The sequence below is a fragment of the Micromonospora marincola genome (assembly GCF_056150385.1).
On sequence record NZ_JAXCFT010000004.1, the window covers coordinates 152,392 to 174,293 of the forward strand.

General features: G+C 74.0%; 16 protein-coding genes. 9 read left to right on the forward strand and 7 right to left on the reverse strand.

Features of this window, described 5'->3' with window-relative positions; all coding sequences use genetic code 11:
• Entirely contained in the window at window positions 1-1,194 is a 1,194-nt protein-coding gene (locus SM450_RS11910) for a hypothetical protein (RefSeq protein WP_474619778.1), read from the reverse strand.
• Window positions 1,195-1,497: 303 nt separating this feature from the next.
• Between SM450_RS11910 and SM450_RS11915 the strand changes: the two genes are divergently transcribed.
• A complete protein-coding gene (locus SM450_RS11915; RefSeq protein ID WP_474620065.1) occupies window positions 1,498-3,300 on the forward strand; it encodes a DUF6311 domain-containing protein in 1,803 nt (600 codons plus the stop codon).
• Entirely contained in the window at window positions 3,258-5,045 is a 1,788-nt protein-coding gene (locus SM450_RS11920; RefSeq protein ID WP_474619779.1) for a hypothetical protein, read from the forward strand. Before SM450_RS11915 ends, SM450_RS11920 begins: the two co-directional genes overlap by 43 nt.
• Window positions 5,046-5,140: 95 nt before the next feature.
• On the opposite strand, the gene SM450_RS11925 is transcribed toward SM450_RS11920, so the two are convergent.
• On the reverse strand, window positions 5,141-6,928 hold the full coding sequence (locus tag SM450_RS11925; protein ID WP_474620066.1) for a DUF6311 domain-containing protein: 1,788 nt from the start codon (window positions 6,926-6,928) through the stop codon (window positions 5,141-5,143).
• 95 nt (window positions 6,929-7,023) lie between these two features.
• On the opposite strand from SM450_RS11925, the gene SM450_RS11930 reads away from it, so the two are divergent.
• From SM450_RS11930 to SM450_RS11940, 3 genes are read left to right on the forward strand one after another with little or no spacing between them, the layout of a single operon-like run.
• Window positions 7,024-8,277, forward strand: a complete 1,254-nt coding sequence (locus tag SM450_RS11930) for an outer membrane protein assembly factor BamB family protein (RefSeq protein ID WP_474619780.1) — start codon at window positions 7,024-7,026, stop codon at window positions 8,275-8,277.
• On the forward strand, window positions 8,274-8,867 hold the full coding sequence (locus tag SM450_RS11935) for an outer membrane protein assembly factor BamB family protein (protein ID WP_474619781.1): 594 nt from the start codon (window positions 8,274-8,276) through the stop codon (window positions 8,865-8,867). The genes SM450_RS11930 and SM450_RS11935 overlap by 4 nt, the downstream gene beginning before the upstream one ends.
• An 18-nt stretch (window positions 8,868-8,885) precedes the next feature.
• On the forward strand, window positions 8,886-9,563 hold the full coding sequence (locus SM450_RS11940; protein ID WP_474619782.1) for a PQQ-binding-like beta-propeller repeat protein: 678 nt from the start codon (window positions 8,886-8,888) through the stop codon (window positions 9,561-9,563).
• On the opposite strand, the gene SM450_RS11945 is transcribed toward SM450_RS11940, so the two are convergent.
• The gene (locus tag SM450_RS11945) at window positions 9,564-10,826 is read right to left on the reverse strand and encodes a C39 family peptidase (protein WP_474619783.1); all 1,263 of its coding nucleotides are present in this window, start codon (window positions 10,824-10,826) and stop codon (window positions 9,564-9,566) included.
• Window positions 10,827-10,985: 159 nt separating this feature from the next.
• Between SM450_RS11945 and SM450_RS11950 the strand changes: the two genes are divergently transcribed.
• The 4 genes from SM450_RS11950 to SM450_RS11965 all read left to right on the forward strand — a co-directional run bounded on the left by SM450_RS11950 (window position 10,986) and on the right by SM450_RS11965 (window position 16,200).
• Complete coding sequence (locus tag SM450_RS11950) at window positions 10,986-11,651, forward strand: response regulator transcription factor (RefSeq protein ID WP_474619784.1); 666 nt, start codon at window positions 10,986-10,988, stop codon at window positions 11,649-11,651.
• Window positions 11,648-12,820, forward strand: coding sequence for a sensor histidine kinase (locus tag SM450_RS11955; RefSeq protein WP_474619785.1), 1,173 nt, complete (start codon window positions 11,648-11,650; stop codon window positions 12,818-12,820). The genes SM450_RS11950 and SM450_RS11955 overlap by 4 nt, the downstream gene beginning before the upstream one ends.
• Before the next feature lie 204 nt (window positions 12,821-13,024).
• Window positions 13,025-15,562 (forward strand): malectin domain-containing carbohydrate-binding protein, encoded by a 2,538-nt coding sequence (locus SM450_RS11960; protein ID WP_474619786.1) that lies wholly within the window; start codon window positions 13,025-13,027, stop codon window positions 15,560-15,562.
• Window positions 15,563-15,813: 251 nt separating this feature from the next.
• Window positions 15,814-16,200: a VOC family protein gene (locus SM450_RS11965; RefSeq protein WP_474619787.1), complete on the forward strand. Its 387-nt coding sequence runs from the start codon at window positions 15,814-15,816 to the stop codon at window positions 16,198-16,200.
• Window positions 16,201-16,256: 56 nt separating this feature from the next.
• Here the strand turns inward: SM450_RS11965 and SM450_RS11970 are convergent, their stop codons facing one another.
• The 4 genes from SM450_RS11970 to SM450_RS11985 all read right to left on the reverse strand — a co-directional run bounded on the left by SM450_RS11970 (window position 16,257) and on the right by SM450_RS11985 (window position 21,796).
• Window positions 16,257-16,997: a hypothetical protein gene (locus SM450_RS11970; protein ID WP_474619788.1), complete on the reverse strand. Its 741-nt coding sequence runs from the start codon at window positions 16,995-16,997 to the stop codon at window positions 16,257-16,259.
• Window positions 16,998-17,174: 177 nt separating this feature from the next.
• A complete protein-coding gene (locus SM450_RS11975) occupies window positions 17,175-19,238 on the reverse strand; it encodes a 3-hydroxyacyl-CoA dehydrogenase NAD-binding domain-containing protein (protein WP_474619789.1) in 2,064 nt (687 codons plus the stop codon).
• Window positions 19,235-20,431: a thiolase family protein gene (locus SM450_RS11980; RefSeq protein WP_474619790.1), complete on the reverse strand. Its 1,197-nt coding sequence runs from the start codon at window positions 20,429-20,431 to the stop codon at window positions 19,235-19,237. Before SM450_RS11980 ends, SM450_RS11975 begins: the two co-directional genes overlap by 4 nt.
• A 102-nt stretch (window positions 20,432-20,533) precedes the next feature.
• Window positions 20,534-21,796, reverse strand: a complete 1,263-nt coding sequence (locus tag SM450_RS11985) for a ribonuclease D (RefSeq protein WP_474620067.1) — start codon at window positions 21,794-21,796, stop codon at window positions 20,534-20,536.
• Window positions 21,797-21,902 lie beyond the last annotated feature (106 nt).

Here is a 21,902-nt window from a genome sequence, read left to right on the forward strand (position 1 = left end):
TCAGCGGGCCGGGGAGAGGGAGCGGTACCAGGTCTTCTCGGTGCCGGCCAGGCTGAACGTCTGCTTGCGGTCGGTCTGCTCGACCACCACCAGGCCCGGGCGGTCGACCAGGCGGGTGGTGCCGGGCGGGGCGGCGAAGGAGGCGTCCCGGGTCCGCCAGGTCAGCACCGCCAGCGGCTGCCCGGGCACCGGCAGGTGGTAGGCCTGGAGCGTGGTGGACCGGTCGGCCGGGGAGACCACCGGGGTGCCGCCGCCGGCCGGGCGGTAGAGCACGGCGGTCATCGTTCCGGTCGGGCTCTCCCAGGAGAGCTGCTCCAGGTCGCCCGGCTCGCCGCCGCCGAGCGCCACCGAGCCCAGCGACCTGGTCGCGATCTTCGCCATCGGCCAGGACTCGGGCGCGGAGCGGGGCGCCTCGCGGTCGCCGATGCGGCGCGGCAGGCTGCCGAAGGGTCCCCGCTCGCCGGCCAGGACGCAGGTGTCCAGGCCGGTCAGGGCGCGCTTGCCGGCGCCGGTCTCGTCGCGCACCAGCGGGTAGCGGGGGGCTTCGGTGGCCGTACCCAGGTCGAGGACGCGGTCGGCGGCCCGGCCGCGCGGCAGCGACGGCGTGGGCCGCAGCGTCGCGGTCAGCTCGACGGCCTGGCAGGCCGGGACGGCGACCGGCTCGGTGACGCCGTCGGTGCTGGCCACCGTGCTGCCGTCGGGGCCGAGCAGGCGCTCCACCCGGGCGGAGGTGAGATAGCGGCGGCCGGTGTGCTCCCGCACCGGCAACACGTCGGAGTAGACCAGGTAGCCGGGTTCGGTGTACTCGGTGGCGTGCGCGACCCGCCACCGCTGCCCGTCCCGGTCGAGTTGCAGCAGCCAGGAGGCGGCCTCGCCGGGCACGTCGGCGGCCACGAGCGCCAGCGGGGCGCCGCCGACCTGGCCGGAGAAGAGGATGCCGGAGGAGGGCAGATGGACGCGGTCGTCCACCGGAGAGCGCCAGTCCCGTACCGCGGCGGTGATCGCGGCGGTCACGGCGGCGTCGCGGGCCAGGCTGCCACGCGGCGGCCATACCGGGAGCGTGCCGTCCAGGCTGTCGTAGCCGGCCCGCAGGTCTGCCGACTGTCGTTCCGCGACCGGGCCGCAACCGGCCGTGACCAGCAACAGCGCGGCCAGCGCGGTGCCCGTCACGGCGCCTCGGCGGGCTGAAACCACGCTGATCCCCTCGCCGGTCGTCGGTCGGAAGCCCACATGGTACGAGACGGTAGGTCTTCCGGCCGCGCCCGGTTCACGGGTTGGGCCGAGGGACCGTCGCGGATCGTGACGTTCGATTCGTGTATCAATATCCGGCTCCGGTAGACTCCGCCGACTGTGACGCCTGCCGAGACCCGCTCCTCGACGCCGGCCGCCGACGCCCCGACGGGCTCCCGCTCCGTCACCGAGGACTCACCGCTGGTCACCCGGCCCGAACCCTCGCCGACCCCCACCGCCCCGGCCACCGAGGACCCGGCCCCGGCCATCGAGGACGCCGTGCCGGCGACCGAGGACGCCGTGCCGGCCGCGCGCCGCAGGTGGCGGTGGCGGTGGACGCGCCGACGCATCGACCTCGTCGTGTACGCCGGATTCCTGCTCGCCGCGATCTGGGTGACAAGCGGCATCTGGGTCGACCCGGCCGGCCGGGTGGCCGCGCTCTACAGCAGCGACCCGGCGCAGGTGCAGTTCTTCCTGGCCCACTCGGTGCGGGTGGTGTTGCACGGTGAGTTCCCGTTCTACACCGAGCAGTTCAACTATCCCGACGGGGTCAACCTGATGGCGAACACCGCCATCCTGGCGCTCGGCATCCCGATGGTGCCGGTGACCCTCCTGTTCGGACCGGCGGTCTCCTTCGTCACGCTCGTCACGCTGGGCCTGGCCGGCACCGCCGCGGCCTGGTACCGGGTGCTCTCCCGGCACCTCGTCCGGCACCGCCCGGCCGCCGCGGTCGGCGCGTGGTTCTGCGGCTTCTCCCCGGCGATGCTCTCGCACGCCAACTGGCATCCGAACATCATCAGCCAGTTCCTGCTGCCGTTCATCGTGTGGCGGGTGCTGGTGCTGACCCGCTCCACCCGCCCGGTCCGCGACGGCGCGCTGCTCGCCCTGCTGGTCACCGTGCAGGCGTTCATCAACGAGGAGATCCTGCTCTTCACCGCGATGGCGCTCGGGGTGTTCCTGCTCGCCGTGCTGGCGCAGCAGCGCCAGCGGTGGGCGGTCGCCCGCCGGCCGCTCGGCATCGGGCTGGCGGTCTGCGCGGTGCTGGCCGGCGCGCTGCTGGCGTACCCGCTCTGGGTGCAGTTCGCCGGGCCGATGGCATACCACGGGCTCAGCGACGCGGTACGCGACTACGGCAACGACATCGCCGCGTTCTTCGCCCCCGGCTCGCCCACGTTCGGCGGCAACGAGCGGGCCAACGTCAACCTCGCGCCGAACTACTCCGAGGAGAACGCCTTCTTCGGCTGGAGCCTGTCGCTGCTGGCCGTGGGCATCGTCATCTGGCTGCGCCGGGACGTGATGGTCCGGGCGCTCGCCGCCACCGGGCTGTTCTTCGCCGTGCTCTCCCTCGGCGAGCGGATCTCCTGGTGGGACCGGGACCTGGTCACCGGGCCGTGGGACCTGCTGGTGCGGCTGCCGCTGCTCGACGCCGTGGTGCCGACCCGGTTCGGTCTGATCACAAGCGTGACGGTCGCGGTGCTGCTGGCGTACGCGGTGCGGCGCGCCTGGGTCCTGCACGGCGTGGACCGGCGCACGGCCCGGACGTTGACCGCCGCCGGCCTGGTCTTCGCGCTGCTGCCGATCGCGCCGATGCCGTTGCGGGTGACCACCCGGCCGCCGGTGCCGGAGTTCATCACCGCCGACAGGTGGCGGCAGTACGTCGGCCCGGACCAGACGCTCGTGTCCGTGCCGGTGCCGGCGATGGGCAACACCGACCCGATGCGGTGGGCCGCGAGCACCGACCTCGACTTCAAGATCCCCGGCGGCTACTTCCTCGCCCCGCGCAACGGCGTCACAGGCGACCCGGGGCGCTTCGGCGGCCGGCGCAGCGGCATCGGTGAGCTGCTCGCCGACGTGGCGTCCACCGGGCGTACGCCGAAACTCGACGACCGGCAGCGTCGCCGCTTCCTGGACGAGCTGCGGCACTGGAACGCGGCAGTGGTGGTGCTGCCGCTCGACGAGCAGAACGCCGAGCCGCTGCGCCGGACCGTGGAGCAGTTGGTCGGGCCCGCCCGGCAGGAGCTGGACGTGTGGGTGTGGGACGTCCGGACACTCACCGACCGGTCCGCCTGACCGCGGCGGACCGCCCCGAGGCCGCGCCCCCGCGCCGGTGGCGGCCCCGGCCGGTCGACGCGCTCGTGGTGACCGGCTACCTCGCGCTTGCCGTGCTGCTCACCGCCGACCAGTGGCGCCGGCCGGAGCGGCTGTTCCACCAGGCCGGCGACCAGATGCTGTTCGAGTGGATGCTGACCCGGGCCGCACGCGCGGTGACCGCCGGCGACAACCCGTTGCACAGCGCCGCGCTCAACGCCCCGGACGGGGTGAACCTGATGGCCAACACGTCGGTGCTCGGGCTGGGTGTGCCGCTCACCCCGGTCACCGTGGCGTTCGGCTCCCAGGCGGCGTTCCTGGTCGCGGTGGCGCTCAGCCTCGCCGGCACCGCCGCCGCCTGGTACGCGCTGCTGGCCCGCCGGCTGGTCCGCTCCCGGGCCGCCGCCGCGGTGGGCGGGCTCTGCTGCGGTTTCGCCCCCGGGATGGTGGCGCAGGCCGGGGCGCACCTGCACATGGCCGCCCAGTTCCTGGTGCCGGTGATCCTCGCGCTCGTGTTCCGGCCGGCCACCGACCGGGTCCGGCGTGACGGCGTGCTGCTCGGGCTGGTGGTCGCGTACCAGGTGTTCCTCGGCGAGGAGGTGCTTGTCTTCACGGCCCTCGCCGCCGGGGTGCTGGCCGGCGCGTACGCGCTCGCCGACCGGCCCGCCGCGCGCCGGCTGGCCCCCGCGGTGGCGCGCCGGGCCGGACTCGGCGCGCTCGCCGCCGGCGTGCTGCTCGCGTACCCGCTGTGGTTCCAGTTCTTCGGGCCGGGCCACTACACCGGGATGCCGTTCCACACCGTCGGCTACCGGCTGGACCTGGCCTCGTTCACCGCCGCCGCCCGGCAGACCGTGGCCGGGGACGGTCACCACGCCGGGCTGCTCTCGCCGAACCCCACCGAGCAGAACTCGTTCTTCGGGCCGTTCCTGCCGCTGTTGGCACTGCTCGTGGTGGTGCGACTGTGGCGGCGACCGCTTGTGCGCGCGCTCGCCGCGTGCGGGCTGCTGTTCGCGTCGCTGTCGCTCGGCGCCACGCTTGTGGTGAACCGGCGCGACACCGGGCTGCCCGGCCCGTACCGGCTGCTCGCCGACGTGCCGCTGCTCGACCTGGTGGTGCCGGCGCGGTTCGCGCTCGTCTGCGTACCGGTGCTCGGGGTGCTGCTGGCGCTGGCCCTGGACCGGGTCTCCGGCGGCGACGTCCGCCGCTGGGCGCCGTGGGCCGGCGCGGTCACCGCCGCGCTGCTGCCGCTCACCCCGACCCCGATCCGCACCGTGCCGGTCCCGCCGGTGCCGGCGGTCGTGGCCGGCGGCGGCTGGCGGGCGTACGTCCCGCCGGGCCGGACGCTGGTGCCGGTCCCGCCGGTCACCGGCGCGGCGAAGAGCCCGGCCATGTTCTGGTCGGCCCGCACCGCACTGGCCTTCGACGCGCCCGGCGGCTACTTCATCGGCCCGCGTTCGGCCACCGACCCGACCGCCCGGTGGGGCGCGCCGGACCGGCCCACCTCGCTGCTGCTGCGCCGGGCCGCGGAGACCGGTCAGGTGCCGGCGATCGGCGACGTGGAACGCCGGCAGGCCGTGGCGGACCTGCGGCACTGGCGGGCGGCGGCGCTGGTGCAGGCCGACTCGTCACCTGGTGACCCGGTGCGCGCCACGCTCGACGCCCTGGTCGGCCCCGGCCGGGACGTCGCCGGCGGGCACCTGTGGGACGTCCGCCCGCTGCTGGGCTGACCGACCGGCTTGGGTGTTAGGCGGGGGCCCCGCTTAACACTTGCTGTTAAGCGGGGCCCCTTCCTCTACCGAAAACGTTAAGCGGGGCCCCCGCCTTACACGAGGGCGCGGACGTCCCACAGGTAGACGTCGTCTACGCGCTGTGGGGGGCCCAGCAGCGCGGTCATCAGGTCACGCAGCACCGCCTCGCGCGGGTTCGCGCCGAGCACCACCACCGACGCCCGCCAGAAGCGCAGGTCCTCGACGGCCTGCCGGCGGTTCTCCGGAGTGATCTCCGGAACCTTGTTCGCGTCCATGGTGGAGTAGATGAGCGTGCTGGTCGGGCGGTTCGGCGCGCCGAACACCCCTTCGCCCAGGTCGTTGGGGCCGATGAAGTAGCCGGCCGGGATCGGGAACTCCTGCCCGGTCAGCGCGCTCCAGCGCAGCGTCGGCAGCCCGTGCACGTTGCTCGGGATCGGCACCGGCACCAGCGTCCGGCCCGCCGGCACGTACGGCCGCCAGCCACCGGCGGTGACGAAGTGCGGCGGCGGGTCGATGTGCTGCGCCGGCAGCGGGCGCGGGAACAGTGGCAGCAGGGCGGCCACGATCGCGGCGTACCCGACCAGGCGTACCGCCCGCCGCCGGCCGGTGCGGGCCAGCGCGTCCCAGGCCAGGGCCAGCAGCACGCCGACCGCGGCGACCACCACCAGACTCAACCGGGTCGGCATCATCATCTCGACGAGCGGCAGGTCGTCCGGCACGTACGCCCACGGCCCGGCCACGTCTGTCTCCACGCCGTCGAAGCGCACCACCGGCCCGATCGAGGCGATCGTGAACAGGACCACGAGCACGGCCAGGATCCGGGCCGGCACCGACCGGCGGACCAGCAGCGCCAGCGCGACCAGCCCGACAAGCACCAGCGGCCAACCGAACCAGGTGTTCTGCTCGGTCAGCCCGATCGTCTTCTCCACCGCCTCGTCCCCGGCGACGGTGTCCCGGGCGAACGTGACGAAGGCCATCAGGTCCTCGCCCCAGTTGTGGAAGACCCCGCCCTGCAACCCCCGGTAGGACTGCGGGCCGTTGAACTGGAACCAGATCGGGTACGCGGCGAGCAGCAGCGCCACCCCGCCGCCGACCCCGATCGCGGCCAGGAACGTGCCGGCCCGCTCCCGTACCGCGCGTGGCCGCTGTACCGCGTACGCCACCACCACGACCAGGCACGCGAGCGCGGTGAGCAGCAGCATCTCCTCGTTGATGAAGATCTGGTACGCCACCAGGAGCCCGAGCGCCACCCCGTTGCGCCGCCAGCGGCCCGGCTCGCCGAGGCGCAGCACCCGGGACACGATCAGCGGCAGCAGGAAGTTCGACACGAAGTTCGGCTGCCCGTTGGCGTGGTGGACGATGCCGGGGGCGAAACCGAGGAACGCGCCCCCGACGAACGCCGCACCCCGGGAGCGGACCAGGTGCCGGGAGAGCGTGAAGTAGGACGTGGCGGCGGTCGCGGACAACGCCGCGCCGAGGTATAGCGCGTACATCACCTGCGGGCCGAGCAGCATGGTCAGCGGCGCCAACGGCAGCGTCACCCCGAGCAGCGAGGTGTTCGCCATCATGTTCACCCCGTCCGGCGCGTTCTGCCGGGCGGTGAACAGCGGGTTCTCCAGATGACGCACCGAGTACGCGCCGTGTGCGAACAGCCACTCGAACCAACTGTGGTCGGTCGGCAGGTGCGACGACACCCGGTGCTGCACGTCGCCCCAGTAGTTGAGGCAGACGAGAACGCCCAACAACACATAGGCTCCGATGGCCAGCACGTCGGCGCGGGCCGGCCGGCGACGGGGCCGGCGCGGCGGATCCGCCACGACGGCGTCCGCATCGACGGACGAGGAGTTCAACGAGGGGTCCACCACCGGCACGGCCACGACGGGCCATCGTACAGGCGGCCCGGCGTCGCTCCGGTCACGGCCGGGCGACGGTCCGGCGGCGCGGGGAAGGGGTGGTCGTGGCCGTCATCGATCTCGGCGAGCCGCGCGACGAGGCGCCGGCGTCGTCGGTGCGTCCGCCGCGCGCCGTGGGCCGGCCGTTCCGCACCGCGTTGGTGCTCCTGGTGGCGCTCGTCACGCTCGCCGCCGGAGCGCCGCTCGCGCGTCCCGCCGTGCGCACGCTCCCCGGGGGCACCGGTGTGGTCGCATTCGCCTCCGGTGACCGGGTGTACGTGGTCCGGCCGCTCGACTGGCGGCCCGGGGCGGTGCGGGAGATCGCGGCGTACCGGGGCGGCCGGGAGCGGTGGCGGAGCCGGCTGCCCGGCCCGGGCGAGGTCGTCTCGGTGTGGGAGATGGGCGGGCGGGTGCTGGCCGCCGGAGCGACAGGCGACGACGACACCTGGGAGACCACGGCCTACGACGCCGACACCGGCCGGATCAGTTGGCGGCAGGCCGCGCTCGCCTACCCGGCGGGCGACGCGCTCATGCTCGAACCGACGCGCGGGTCGGGTCCGCGGGAGGTACGCCGGGTGGCGGTGGCCGACGGCCGCACGATGTGGACCGCGCCCGGAGCGGATGACCTGCGGCTCGCCTTCCGTTCGTCCGGGGCGCTGGACCGGCTCCTGGTGGTGCCGGAGACCGGCGAGACGGTGGTGCTTGACGCGACGACGGGCGCTCGGCTGGCCGCCCGCGACCTGCACCCGGGGGAACCACCCGCGCCACGGCAGATGATGGCCGCCGGCGAGCTGCTGCTGGAGAGCCGGGCGGGCGACGACGCGGTCGACGCGTACGAGATGGACACGCTGCGCCCCCGGTGGACCGCGCGGCTGCCACCGCTGAGCCACGTGGAGCCGTGCGGCGCGTTGCTCTGCGCCGGCCGGAGCGACGACGGGATGACGGCGCTCGACCCCGCAAGCGGCACGGTGCGCTGGACCACCGGCCGGTGGGCCGGCGTGGTGGCGGCCGACGCGGGCCACCTGCTCGCCGTCGGCGGCGACACCGGCGGCGACCGCCTGGCGGTGCTCGACGAAGCCGACGGAGGGCTCGTCGCCGACCTCAGCGGCTGGACGCTCGTCCCGCAGGACGAGGCCGGCGAGCGACTGTTCCTGACCCGGCCGCTTGGCGGCGGCCGGCTGCTCCTCGCCGAGCTGGACCTGTCGGGCGACCTGCTGCCGGTCCGGGGCGTGCTGTTCGGCACGGACTGCGCCTCCAGCCGGGCGCTTCTGGTCTGCCGGGACGCCGATGGCGACTTCGCGACGCGGCGGCTGCCGTGAGCCCGCAGATCGAGCTGGGCGAGATGCGGCACGGGGAGGACGACGACGAGTTTCCAGCGCCGCCCCGGCGGCCACCCGGCCGGGGCGCCCGCGCGATGGCGCTCGGCTGCCTGGTGCTCCTCACGGCGGCTGGCGCGTCCGCGCCACCGCGCCGGCCGGTCCCGGTCCGGGTGCCCGCGCCGCAGGGCGCGGCCTTCGTGGCGCTTGCCGGCCGGTTGATGGTGGCAGACGGGCCGGGCACGGTCGGCCGCGACGGCCGGGCGGTCACCGGGCACCGGCTGTCCGACGGGGCGCGGCTGTGGCGGTTCACGCTGCCGGCCGGCGACCACGTGCTCGGGTTGGGTGTCATGGGGGACGGGCTGCTGGTGACGAGCAGCCCGGCCGGGGCCGGGGACACGCGCTCCACGTTGCTCGACCCGGCGACCGGCGCGGCGCGCTGGCAGCAGTCCGGCTACCCGGTCCGCACCGCGTCCGGCGGGCTGCTGTTCGAGAACCCCCGCGCGGCCGGCGACGGCAGCATGCTTGCCGTCGACCCGGTGACCGGGGCGGCGCGCTGGTCGCTGCCGATGCCCACCCAGGGGGTGGCCTAGCGGACGGACGACCGGGGCGTGACGCAGTTCGTGCTCGTCACCCCCGACGGCCGGGTGACCGTGCACGACGCGGACTCGGGGGCGCCGGTGCTCACCGGCCGGGTGCCGCCCGCGCCGGACCGCGTCTCCTACCGGTACGCCCAGGTGGTGGCCGGCCTGCTGCTTGTCGAGGGCGGGCCGGGCACGGTCACCGCGTACGGGCTGGACCGGCTGGACGCCAGGTGGACCGTGCCGGTGCAGCCGCGCGCCGGGCTCCGGTTCACCGACTGCGCCGGCATGGTCTGCCTGCGCGACCAGATCGGCGGCGCGCGGGCTCTCGATCCGGCCACCGGGCAGCCCGGCTGGGTGGACGAGCGCTGGTTCGGGCTGTTCCCGTTCGGCGGCCGGCTGGTCGCGGCCACGCCCGGCGTCGGGCTGGAACTTCACAGGTGGGTGCTCGACCCGAGGACCGGCCGGGTGCTCGCCCGGCTGGGGCGCTGGCGCCTCACCGGCACCGACGGCGAGCCCGGGGGACTGCTCGGGGTGCGTCACCTCAGTGGCGACCGGACCCTTGTCGGCGCGCTCGACGTGCCGGCGGGAGACGTCCGGATCCGGGCGGTGCTGCCCGGCTCCTGGGACGAGTGCGTCGACCCGGGCGCGGTGCTCGTCTGCCTCGATCCGGCGGGCGGGTTGGCGATCTGGCCGGCCGACCGGTGATCACCAGTTGGCCTGGGCGGGCGCCGGAGGCAGCGGCACCGACTCCGGCCGCAGCACGTACGCGATCCCACCGCTGCCAGCCTGCCAGGCCGCCTCGAACGGGGCGCGCGCCACGGTCCGGCGGACCCGCTCGTCGTCGGCGGCGTACGGGTCGTTGAGCACCGGGTCGCCGTCGCCGGTGAAGCCGGCCAGCACGATGAGGTGCCCGGCGGTGTCGTAGTCAAGCCCGGGCACCTGCCCGCGGGTGAACGCCGCCGAGACGACGAGCGGGATGCCGGCGGCCACGAAGTGTTCCGCCTCGGCCAGCGAGCGCAGCCGGGTGACGAACGCGTCCACCCCGTGCGTCGCCGCGTACGCGGTGTTGAACGGCCAGTTTCCCGCACCGGCGTGCGCGTGGTCGTAGCAGTGCCGGGCGGCGTGCACCACGGCCGGGCGGGGACCGGGCGGGTCGACCCAGGCGTACCGGTGCGGGGCGGGGCCGGCGCCCCAGAAGTCGAGCACCATCGACACGCAGGTGGGGCTGCACCAGGAGTCGCCGCCGCCACCCCAGCGGGTCTCTCCGCCGGCGTGCAGCCGCTGCGCGTAGCGCGGCACGTCGAGGATCCGTCCCCGCGCCCCACCGCACCCGGCCGGCGCGCTCACGGCCGGCCCGTTCGCAGCGGGTCCGGCAGCGGGTCCGGTCGCGGCTCCGGCTCCGGCTCCGGCTCCGGCTCCGGCTTCGGCTTCGGCTCCGGCGGACGCGACCACGCCGATCGTGCGCAGCATCGGGCCGGCCGGCACGTCGGGCCGGTGCAGCAGCGTCACCCGGACCTGCCAGCCGGTCACCGTCGCACCTGTCACCCGCAGCGTGTCGGCGGCGACCCGGGCCCGCTCGTCGGACTGCCCGGGCACGGACGAGCGACGCACCGTGCCGTCGTCGGCCGTCCAGCGGGCCAGCTCGTACCAGCCGGTGGTGGCGGCCCCGGCATCACAGCCCCGCAACTCCACCCGCAGCCAGGAGCCGGGCGGCGAGTCGGCGGTCCAGGAGGGCACCAGCTCGGTGGCGGCGAAGCCGACCGGCGTGACCGGGGAGGTCCAGCTCCCGGCGGCGTAGTCGGCGGTGGTCCCGGAGTGCGGGTCGGTGTGCGTCAGCCGGCCGGCCGTCGCGTCCGGCGCCAGCCCGCCCGGCCCGGCGTCGAGCCCGTCGGCCCGCCCCAGGTCCTGGTCCGCCGGAAAACGGAAGCGGCGGTACGCGACGTCCCGGCCGGGGTCGACGACTGTCATCGGGGCTCCCTGCGCTCGGGCCCGGCCGGTGGCCGGAGGCGGTGGTCGGTCGCTGCCGGCGAGCATCGCGTACCCGAAGGTTTTCTGCAACGGCGGCGGGTGCCTGCCGGTTTGGCCCGCGGCACTAGGTTGTGGGAGGTCACGAGGTGGGAGGCCGGGATGCGGGTACTTGTGGTCGAGGACGAGCGCAACCTCGCCGACGCGATCGCTCGCGGGTTGCGCAAGCGCGGCATGGCGGTGGACGTCGCCTACGACGGGAACGCCGGGCACGAGGCGGTGTTCGTGACCCGCTACGACGTGGTGATCCTGGACCGGGACCTACCAGGCGTGCACGGCGACCAGATCTGCGCCGACCTGGCCGCCTCCGGCGCGCTGACCCGGGTGCTGATGCTCACCGCGAGCGGCACGGTCGCCGACCGGGTCGAGGGGTTGCAGCTCGGCGCCGACGACTACCTGGCCAAGCCGTTCGCCTTCGACGAGCTGGTGGCCCGGGTGCAGGCGCTCGGGCGGCGGGCCACCCCGGCCGCGCCGCCGGTGCTGGCGGTGGCCGACCTGGAACTCGACCCGGCCCGCCGGGTGGTGACCCGGGGCGGCGCGCCGCTCGACCTGACCAACAAGGAGTTCGGCGTGCTCGCCGAGCTGCTCCGGGCACGCGGCGCGGTGGTGTCGAGCGAGGAGCTGCTGGAACGGGTCTGGGACGCCAACACCGACCCGTTCACCACGATCGTCCGGGTCACCGTGATGACCCTGCGCAAGAAGCTCGGCGACCCACCACTCATCGACACAGTCGTCGGCGCGGGCTACCGCATCGAGCGCGGCCAGTGAGCGCGCGGCCGGGTGTCGCCCGGCGGGTACGCCCGACGCTGCGGTTGCGGCTGACCCTGCTCAACGGCGTGCTCCTGGTCGGCGCCGGGGCGATCCTGGTGCTGCTGGCCTGGCTGCTGGTCCGGGACGCGCTGCGCCCCACCGACGAGCTGCTGCCCGGCACCACTGTGGTGCTCACCGACGGCCGGACCCTCGACGCCGGGCAGTGGCAGCGGCAACTTGTCGACGCCGCCTCGCGGGAGCTGCTGGTCAAGGGGCTGCTGGCGTTGCTTGCGATAAGCGTCGTCGGGGTGGCCGGGGCGTACCTGGTGGCCGGCCGCGCGTTGCGCCCGCTGCACCAGGTCACCGCCACCGCCCGCCGGCTCGGCGAGGCCACCCTCGACGAGCGGATCGGCTGGTCCGGCGCGGACGACGAGGTGGCCGAGCTGGCCGAGACGTTCGACGCGATGCTGGACCGGATCACCGCCGCGTTCCAGGCGCAGAAGCGGTTCGTCGCGAACGCCTCGCACGAGCTGCGGACCCCGCTCGCGGTGATGCGTACCGAAATCGACGTGACGCTCAGCGACGACGACGCGGACCTCGCCGAGTACCGGCGGATGGCCGGCGTGGTGCGGGAGGCGTCGGAGCGGGCCAACGGCCTGGTCGACGCGCTGCTGGTGCTGGCCCGCAGCGAGGCGCAGACCGGCCGGCGGCTGGCCCGCCGCGCCGAGAGCGACCTCGCCGTGGGCACCGCCAACGCGCTCTCCGCGGTGTCCCGGGAGGTGGAGCGGATCGGCCTGAAGGTGCACACCTCGTTGCGCCCGGCGCCTGTGGTCGGCGATCCGGGGCTGCTCGACCGGCTGGCCGGCAACCTGGTGGAGAACGCGGTCCGCTACAACCACCTGCACGGCCGGATGTGGGTGCGCACCGGCACCGACGGCCAGCGGTCCTGGCTTGTGGTGGGGAACACCGGTTTCGAGGTCACGCCGGCCGAGGTGCCCGGGCTGTTCGAGCCGTTCCGGCGCGGCGGGCAGGAACGCACCGGGGCGCGTGGCTCCGGCCTCGGCCTGTCGATCGTGCGGGCGGTCTGCGACGCGCACGGCGGCACGGTGAAGGCGGTCGCCCAACCCGGTGGCGGCCTGGAGGTGACAGTCACCCTTCCGTCGGCCGACCCGCCGGCGGCCACCTGACCGCCATCCGCGCCCGCCCGGGCGTACACCCGCTCCCACCTGATCGTGCGGTCCGGCCCGGCTGTCCCGGCTGGTCGCGGCGGGTGGTCGGGCGCGGCGGCACGGTGGTCGGTCAGAAAGCTTGCCGCGCGCTGGACGGCGGTGCGGCAGTGGCTCAGGGTGAGCGGTGCGATACGCCTCACCGTCGATCCTACGGAGCTGCCCGTGACCCACCCCTCGGCCCCGCGCCGCCGCGCCCTCGCGGCCCTCGCCGCCGTCGCGCTCACCGTGGCCGGCCTGGCCCCGGCCGCGCCCGCCGGCGCCGCGCCCGACCACAGCACAGTGGTCCGGGACACCCCCGCCACCACCTCGCCGGACATCATGGACGGCACCGTCGACGCGATCCACGACGCCGGCACGAAGATCATCGTGGCTGGTTCGTTCAGCACGGTGCAGAACCGCAACTCCGACACCGACATCACCCGCAACTACCTGCTCGCCTTCGACAAGGCCACCGGCACTGTCGACACCGCGTTCGCGCCGTCCGTCGACAACGAGGTGTACGCCGTCGTCGCCGGCCCGACCGCCGGCACGGTCTTCGTCGCCGGCAAGTTCAACACGGTCAACGGGGTGACCCGGCGGAAGGTGGCGCTGCTCGACGTCGCCACCGGATCGCTCGTCACCGGCTTCGCCCCGCCGGCGTTCAACGGGCTCGTCAACGACATCGCCCTGGTCGGCGGCCGGCTGCTTGTCGGCGGCATCTTCACCACGGCCGGCAACCCCAACCCGCGCGGCGGGCTGGCCTCGCTCAACGCCACCACCGGGGCGGTGGACGACTATCTCACCACCGCGCTCACCGAGCACCACAACTACGACGGGGTCAGCGGATCCAACGCCGGCGTCGGCGTGGAGAAGATGGCCGTCTCCCCGGACGGCACGAGGCTCGTCGTGATCGGCAACTTCAAGAAGGCCGACGGGGTGCTGCACGACCAGATCGTCCAGCTCGACCTGGGCGCCACCGCCGCCACCGTGGCCGACTGGAACACCAGCCGGTACACGCCGCGCTGCAAGTGGCAGGCCTTCGACTCCTACATGCGGGACATCGCGTACGCCCCGGACAGCAGCTACTTCGTGGTGGTCACCACCGGTTCGCCGTTCGGCGGCACGCTCTGCGACGCGGCGGCCCGCTGGGAGGCCGGCACGACAGGCGCCACCGCGCAGCCGACCTGGATCGACTACACCGGTGGCGACACGTTCCTGTCGGTCGCCGCCAGCGAGCAGGCGGTCTACGTCGGCGGCCACTTCCGCTGGCTCAACAACAGCACCGGCGCCGACAACGCCCGGGCCGGCGCGGTCGGCCGGGCCAGCATCGCCGCGCTCGACCCGCAGACCGGCCTGCCGCTGTCCTGGAACCCGGGCCGGCACCCGCGCGGCATCGGCGCCTCCGAGATGCTCGTCACCCCGTCCGGGCTCTGGGTCGGCGGGGACACCTCGTGGATCGGCAACTTCCAGTACCGGCGGGAGCGGATCGCGTTCTTCCCGCTTGCCGGCGGCACGGCCCCGCACCCGACCACGTCGGCCACCCTGCCCGGCACGGTCTACCAGGCCGGCGTGCCCAAGCCGACGAACGTGCTGTACCGGATCAACGCCGGTGGCCCGGCCGTCGCCGCCACCGACGGGCCGGACTGGGCGGCCGACGACGGCGGCAACCCCAGCCCGTACCACAACAGCGGCAGCTCCGCGTCGAGCTTCAGCACGGTCGGCTCGCTGGACGCGACCGTGCCGACCGGCACGCCGGCCGCCCTCTACAGCACCGAACGGTACGACGGGGCCGGCGCGCCGGAGATGACCTGGCAGTTCCCGGTGCCCACCGGGACCGAGGTGCAGGTGCGGCTCTACCTGGCCAACCGGTACGACGGCACCGCCACCGCCGGCAAGCGCGTCTTCGACGTGGCGCTGGAAGGGACCACCGTCCTCGACGACCTCGACCTGGCGGTCGCCCCCGGGCACAACGTGGGCACCATGCGGGAGTTCACCGTGGTCAGCGACGGCGCCATCGACCTGGAGTTCCGCCACGTGACGGAGAACCCACTCGTCAACGGCATCGAGATCGTCAAGACCGGCCCGCCGCCCGTGGGCACCGGCGACGAGGTGCAGGCCCGGTCGTACGACGGGGCGACCACTGTCGGCGCGGCGAGCCCGGTGGCGAACCCCGACGACACCCCCTGGTCCACGGCGAAGGGAGCGTTCTGGGTCGGCGGCACGCTGTTCTACGGGATGAACGGCGCGTTGTGGCGGCGGACGTTCGACGGGACCACGTTCGGCGTCCCCGCCCTGGTCGACCCCTACCACGACGCCTACTGGGACACGGTGGAGACCGACTCCGGCCCGACCGGACAGACGTACGTCGGCGTGAACACCAGCTTCTACACCGAGATCCCCAACCTGACCGGGATGTTCCACCTCGGCGGGCGGCTCTACTACACGCTCACCGGTCAGAACGGCCTGTTCTGGCGCTGGTTCACCCCGGACAGCGGCACGGTCGGCGCGGACCGGTTCTCGGTGGCCGGGTCGGGTGGTCTCGCCGACGCCGGTGCGGTCTTCGTCGCCGGCGACACCCTCTACAAGGTCAACCGGAACACCGGTGACCTGTCGGCCACCGGCTGGGGCAACGGCGCCCCGAGCGCGACGTTCACGGTGCGCAGCGGCCCCGCCGTCGACGGCACCGACTGGCGCGCCCGGGCGGTCTTCCTCGGCCCGTGAGGATGTAAGGAGGGGGCCCTTCTTAACGTTTTCGGTAGAGGCGGGGCCCCTTCTTAACACCCCCTGTTAAGAAGGGGCCCTGCCTAACCAGCGGCGCGCCTTGCCACCGCCCGGTGCCGAGTGACAAGATCGGGTCGTCAGCCGAGAGGTGGAAGGGGGTGTGGTGATGTCCGTTACGCATCGTCCCGCGCCCCGCGTCCCCCGCTGACCGTCGCACTCCGGCGGGGCGCACCCGAACCGGAGGAAGCACCGTGAGTGCACAGATCCACTGCGTGACAGTCGAGTCCGACGACCCGTACGCCCTGGCCGGATGGTGGGGCCTGGTGCTCGACCGCGAGCGGCACGACGACGACCACCCCGATGACCCGGAGGCCGTCCTCGTCTCGCCCGACGGGCACGGCCCCGACCTGCTCTTCGTCGAGGTGGGCGAGCGGCACGGCAAGGGCGCGTTCCACCTCGACCTGCAGCCGGCCGAGGGCACCCGGGACTCCGAGGTCGCGCGACTGCGTGACCTCGGGGCCACGGTTGTCGCCGATCGGCGCCGGCCGGACGGCACCGGCTGGGTGGTGCTCGCCGATCCGGAGGGCAACGAGTTCTGCGTCTGCCGTGGCGAGGCGGAACGCGCCGCGTCGGCCTGACCCGGAAACGGCGCCGGGCCCCCGCCGACGGCGGGGGCCCGGCGCTCCGAGCGGTGTCAGTCCTTCTTCTCGACCTCACCGCGCAGGTCGACGAACTCGGACTGGAGTTCGGTAGCGCTCTTGAAATAGACCACCACCATGCCGAGGCTGCCCTTGTCGGCCCAGACGCAGACACCCACCGGGATGTCCTGCGCCTTGCCGTCGCCGCACTTGGCGTCGCCGCCGAGCGGTCCGGCGTCGACCGCCTTGAACTCCTTGGCGCCCAGCTCCGGGGTGATCGCGGTGATGGCGTCCGCCATCTCCTTCTTCGGGTCGGCGATGATGCCGGAGACGCCGACGATCATGACCAGGTCCTTCTTCTCCGGGTCGCCGTAGAAGGCGCCCGCCGTGCTCGTCGCGTTCGGCACGTCCTTGCTCAGGTCGGTCTTCATCTGCAACGCGAGGGACTGGAGCTGCGGCTCGCTCACCTTCGGCCGGCCGCCGAGCGTCGTGGGCTCGACGACGCGGGTCTTGGTGGCGGCGACGACGTCCTTGACCTCGTCACCGGCGGCGAGCCAGAAGGCGAGGCCGCCGCCGAGGCAGAGCACCAGGACGACCGCCAGGACGATCAGCAGGATCTTGCCGGCCCCGAACTTCTTCTTCGGCGGGGCGCCGAGCTGGTCACCGCCGTACGGCGGCTGCTGCGGGAACTGCGGCTGGTCGCCGCCGTACGGCGGCTGCTGCGGCGGCGGGTATCCACCGGGCTGCTGCGGCGGGGGGTTGGTGCCGGGGTAGGGGTTGAACGGCGGCTGGGACATGAAGGCGGCTCCTGTGAGAATGCTGGACGCGTGATGGTAGCTACGGCCGCCGACGACCCGCCGTCCGCCCAGCACCGGTGTGAGCCGGGACCGGTCCGTGGCCGGGCCCGGAACGACGATCGCGGTGGCCGCGCGTCCGTCCGGACGGCCGGCCACCGCGATCGGTCGCGGATCGGGTCAGCGCAGGCTGGCCACGCCGCGCGGCAGGAACCGCCGGCCGGCCACCCGTTCGGCGGTGCCGGTCCGATCGAGGTACGGCGTGACGCCGCCCAGGTGGAACGGCCAGCCGGCACCGAGGATCATGCACAGGTCGATGTCCTGCGCCTCGGCGACGACGCCCTCGTCGAGCATGAGCCGGATCTCCTCGGCCAGCGCGTCGAGCGCGGTCTGCCGGACCTGCTCGCCGGTGAGCGGCTTGTCGCCGACCACGAGCAGCTTCGCGACCTCGTCGTTGATCTGGTCGTCGACGACGATCGGCTGGCCGGAGTCGGCGATCCGCTTGAGGTTCTCGCTGACGTCGAACCGGTCCGGGAACGCCTCGTGCAGGGTGCCGCCCACGTGGTACGCCACGGCCGGCCCGACGAGCTGGAGCAGCGCGAGCGGGCGCATCGGCAGGCCCAGCGGATCAAGCGCGCTGTTCGCCACGTCCAGCGGCGTGCCGGCGTCGACGGCGGCGAAGACGGCGCCGAGGAAGCGGGTCAGCAGCCGGTTGACCACGAAGGCGGGGGCGTCCTTCACCAGCACCGACGACTTCTTGAGCTGCTTGCCGACCGCGAACGCGGTGGCGAGCGTGGCGTCGTCGGTCCGCTCGCCGCGGACGATCTCCAGCAGCGGCAGCACCGCGACCGGGTTGAAGAAGTGGAAGCCGACGACCCGCTCCGGGTGCTCCAGGTCGGCCGCCATCTCGGTGATCGACAGCGAGCTGGTGTTGGTGGCGAGCACCGCCTCCGGCTTGACGATCTTCTCCAGCTCGGCCCAGACCTGTTTCTTCACCGACAGGTCCTCGAAGACCGCCTCGATGACGAAGTCGGCGTCCGCGAACACGGACTTGTCGACCGAGCCGCTGACCAGGCCGTACAGCTTGGCGGCGGTGCCCTTGTCCATCCGGCCCTTGCTGACGGCCTTCTCGACCTGGGTGTGCACGTAGGCCACGCCCTTGTCCACCCGTGCCTGGTCGAGGTCGGTCATCACGACCGGCACCTGGAGGCGGCGGGCGAAGAGCAGCGCGAGCTGGCTGGCCATCAGGCCGGCGCCGACGATGCCGACCTTGGTGACCGGCCGGGCCAGGCCCTTGTCCGGCGCGCCGGCCGGGCGCTTGGCCCGCCGCTGCACCAGGTCGAAGGCGTACAAACCACTGCGCAGCTCCTCGGAGAAGACCAGGTCGGCGAGCGCCTCGTCCTCGGCCGCGGTGCCGGCCGCGAAGTCCGCGTCCTTCGCGGTCTCCAGCAGGTCCAACGCCTTGTACGCGGCCGGGACCGCGCCGTGCAGCCGCTGGTCGAGGGTCTGCCGGGCGAAGTAGAGCACCCCCGCCCACATGTCCTTGTCGACCTCGGGACGGGTCACCGTGACCTCGCCCCGGACCACACCGGCGGCCCATTCGAGGGACCGCTCCAGGAAGTCGGCGGGCTCCAGCAGCACGTCCGCGACGCCCATCTCGGCCGCCTGCTTCGGCTTGAGCATCTTGTTCTGCATCAGCGGGTTCTGCAGGATCACCTGGGTGGCGGCCGGGATGCCGATCAGGTTCGGCAGGAGCTGCGTGCCGCCCCAGCCGGGCACCAGGCCGAGCGAGACCTCGGGCAGCGCCAGGGCCGCCGCGCCCGCGGACAGCGTCCGGTAGTGGCAGTGCAGGGCCAGTTCCAGGCCGCCGCCCATGGCCGCGCCGTTGACGAACGCGAAGGTCGGCACGTCGCTGTCCTTGAGCCGGGCGAAGACCCGGTGGCCGAGCCGGCCGATCTCCAGCGCCTGCTCGCGGTTCTCCAGCGCCGGCAGGCCGACGATGTCCGCGCCCACGCAGAAGATGTACGGCTTGCCGGTGACCGCGACGAACGCCGGGTTCGCCGCCAGAGCCGCGGTGATCGCCTCGTCCAGGCTGGTCAGGCCGCCCGGGCCGAAGGTGTTCGGCTTGGTGTGGTCGAAGCCGTTGTCCAGGGTGATGAGGGCGGCGGGCCGGTCCAGCCCCGGCACGTTCACCTGGCGCAGCAGCGCCCTGGTGACGACCTCGTTCGGTGCGGCCAGGCTCATTTGTTCCCACCCTCCCAGTTCGGGTTCTCCCAGATGACCGTGCCGCCCATGCCGATGCCGATGCACATGGCGGTGAGGCCGTAGCGGACCTCGGGGTGCTCGGCGAACTGCCGGGCGAGCTGGGTCATCAGCCGGACGCCCGAGGACGCGAGCGGATGACCGATGGCGATCGCGCCGCCCCAGGCGTTGACCCGCGGGTCGTCGTCGGCGATGCCGAAGTGGTCGAGGAACGCGAGCACCTGCACCGCGAACGCCTCGTTCAGCTCGAACAGACCGATGTCGTCGATGCTCAGGCCGGCGATACGCAGCGCCTTCTCGGTGGAGGGGATCGGGCCGGCGCCCATCACCTCTGGCTCGACGCCGACGAACCCGTACGACACCAGCCGCATGCCGACCGGCAGGCCCAGCTCGCGGGCGGTCTCCTCGGCGACGAGCAGCGCGGCGGTGGCGCCGTCGTTCAGGCCGGCCGCGTTGCCCGCGGTGACCTTGCCGTGCGGGCGGAACGGGGTCTTCAGCGAGGCCAGCTTCTCCATCGAGGTGTCCCGCGGCGCCTCGTCCACGGTGGCCAGGCCCCAGCCGCCCTCGTCGTCGCGCACCGCGACCGGCACCAGGTCGCCCTGGAGCTTGCCGTCGGCGTACGCCTTGGCGGTCTTCTGCTGTGAGGCGAGCGCGAACGCGTCGGTGCGCTCCTTGGTGACGCGGGGGACCCGGTCGTGCAGGTTCTCCGCGGTGGCGCCCATCACCAGGGCGGACGGGTCGACGAGCTTCTCCGCGACGATCCGCGGGTTGGGGTCGACGCCCTCGCCCATCGGGTGGCGGCCCATGTGCTCGACGCCGCCGGCGATCGCGACGTCGTAGGCGCCCACGGCGATGCCGGAGGCCACGGTGGTGACGGCGGTCATCGCGCCGGCGCACATCCGGTCGATGGCGAAGCCGGGCACCGTCTTGGGCAGGCCGGCCAGCAGGGCGGCGGTGCGGCCGATGGTCAGGCCCTGGTCACCGATCTGGGTGGTGGCGGCGATCGCCACCTCCTCCACCTTCTCCGGCGGCAGCTGCGGGTTGCGGCGCATCAGCTCCCGGATGCAGCGGATCACCAGGTCGTCGGCGCGGGTGTTGCCGTACATCCCACCCGCCTTGCCGAACGGGGTACGGACGCCGTCGACGAAGACGACATCTCGAACTTCACGGGGCACTTGGAGCCTCCCTCGGCACTTGCCATTTGCACGGATGCTACTCGTCAGTAACCAATGGCGTCACCACTCCCCGTGTGGCCCATCCCACACCCGCGACCGGGATCAGGGGGTACGCAGGGCCTCGGCGAGCGCGGGCAGGAGCAGGGTGATCTGCCACTCGCGGGCGCCCAGGGTGCGCAGCGCCTCCGCGACGGTGTCGTCGGTGATCTCCTCCGGCGGCTGCCAGGCGACCCGACGGATCGAGTCCGGCGCGATCAGGTTCTCCGCCGGCAGCCGGTGGGCCGCGGCGGTGCCGACCACCACCTCCCGGCAGCGGGCCAGCCGACCCGCCGCCACCGGGTCGCGCTCCGCCCACCGGTGCGGCGGGGGCGGGCCCTCCACCGTCGGGCTCACCGGCAGCGCGTCGTCCGGAAGCTGGCGTGCGTCGTCCAACGCCGCCAACCAGGTACGCGCCAGCCGGCGCACCGAGCGACCTCCGAACCCGGGCAGGGTCAGCAGGGCCTTCTCGTCCTTCGGATCCAACTCGGCCGCCGCCACGATGGCCGAGTCCGGCAGCACCCGGCCCGGCGCGGCGTCCCGCCGGGACGCGATCTGGTCCCGGGCGTACCAGAGGGAACGGACCCGGGCCTGGGCGCGGGCCCCGCGTACCCGATGGATCCCGGACGTGCGTCGCCACGGTTCGGCCCGGACCCGGGGCGGACGGGCGCCGTTACGCACAAGCGCGGCGAACTCCTCCGCCGCCCAGCCCGACTTGCCCTGCCGGTCGAGTTCGGCGTCCAACACGTCGCGCAGGTCGACCAGGAGTTCCACGTCCAGTGCCGCGTACGTCAACCAGGACTCCGGCAGCGGCCGGCTGGACCAGTCGGCCGCCGAGTGGTGCTTCTCCAGGCTGAAGCCGAGCAGCTGTTCGGTCAACGCGGCCAGGCCGACCCGCTCGAATCCGGCCAGCCGGGCGGCCAGTTCGGTGTCGAACAGCCGGCGCGGACGCAACCCCACCTCGGCCAGGCAGGCGAGGTCCTGGCTGGCGGCGTGCAACACCCACTCGGTCTCGGCGATGGCCGCGTCGAGGGCGGACAGATCCGGCAGCGGCAGCGGATCGACAAGGGCGGTGCCGGCGCCCGCCCGGCGAAGCTGCACCAGATAGGCCCGCTGGCTGTAGCGGTAGCCGGAGGCGCGCTCGGCGTCCAGGGCGACCGGGCCGGTGCCGGCAGCGAAACGGGCCACCACCTCGTCGAGCTCGGTCGAGGTGGCCACCGGCGTGGGGGTGCCATCGCGCGGAGCGGTGAGCGGGACGGCTGCGCCCGGGTCGGTATCGGTCCCCGCGTCCGCCGGCTCCGGCCCGGCCGACGACGGATGCGGAGACACCTCTCCCGTACGGCTTTCAGCGGCCCGACGGCGCAGGGGTGGTTCGTCGGTCACCTGACAACCCTAGTGCGCCGGACGATCCGGCGCGCGCAGCCGGGTCCGGCGC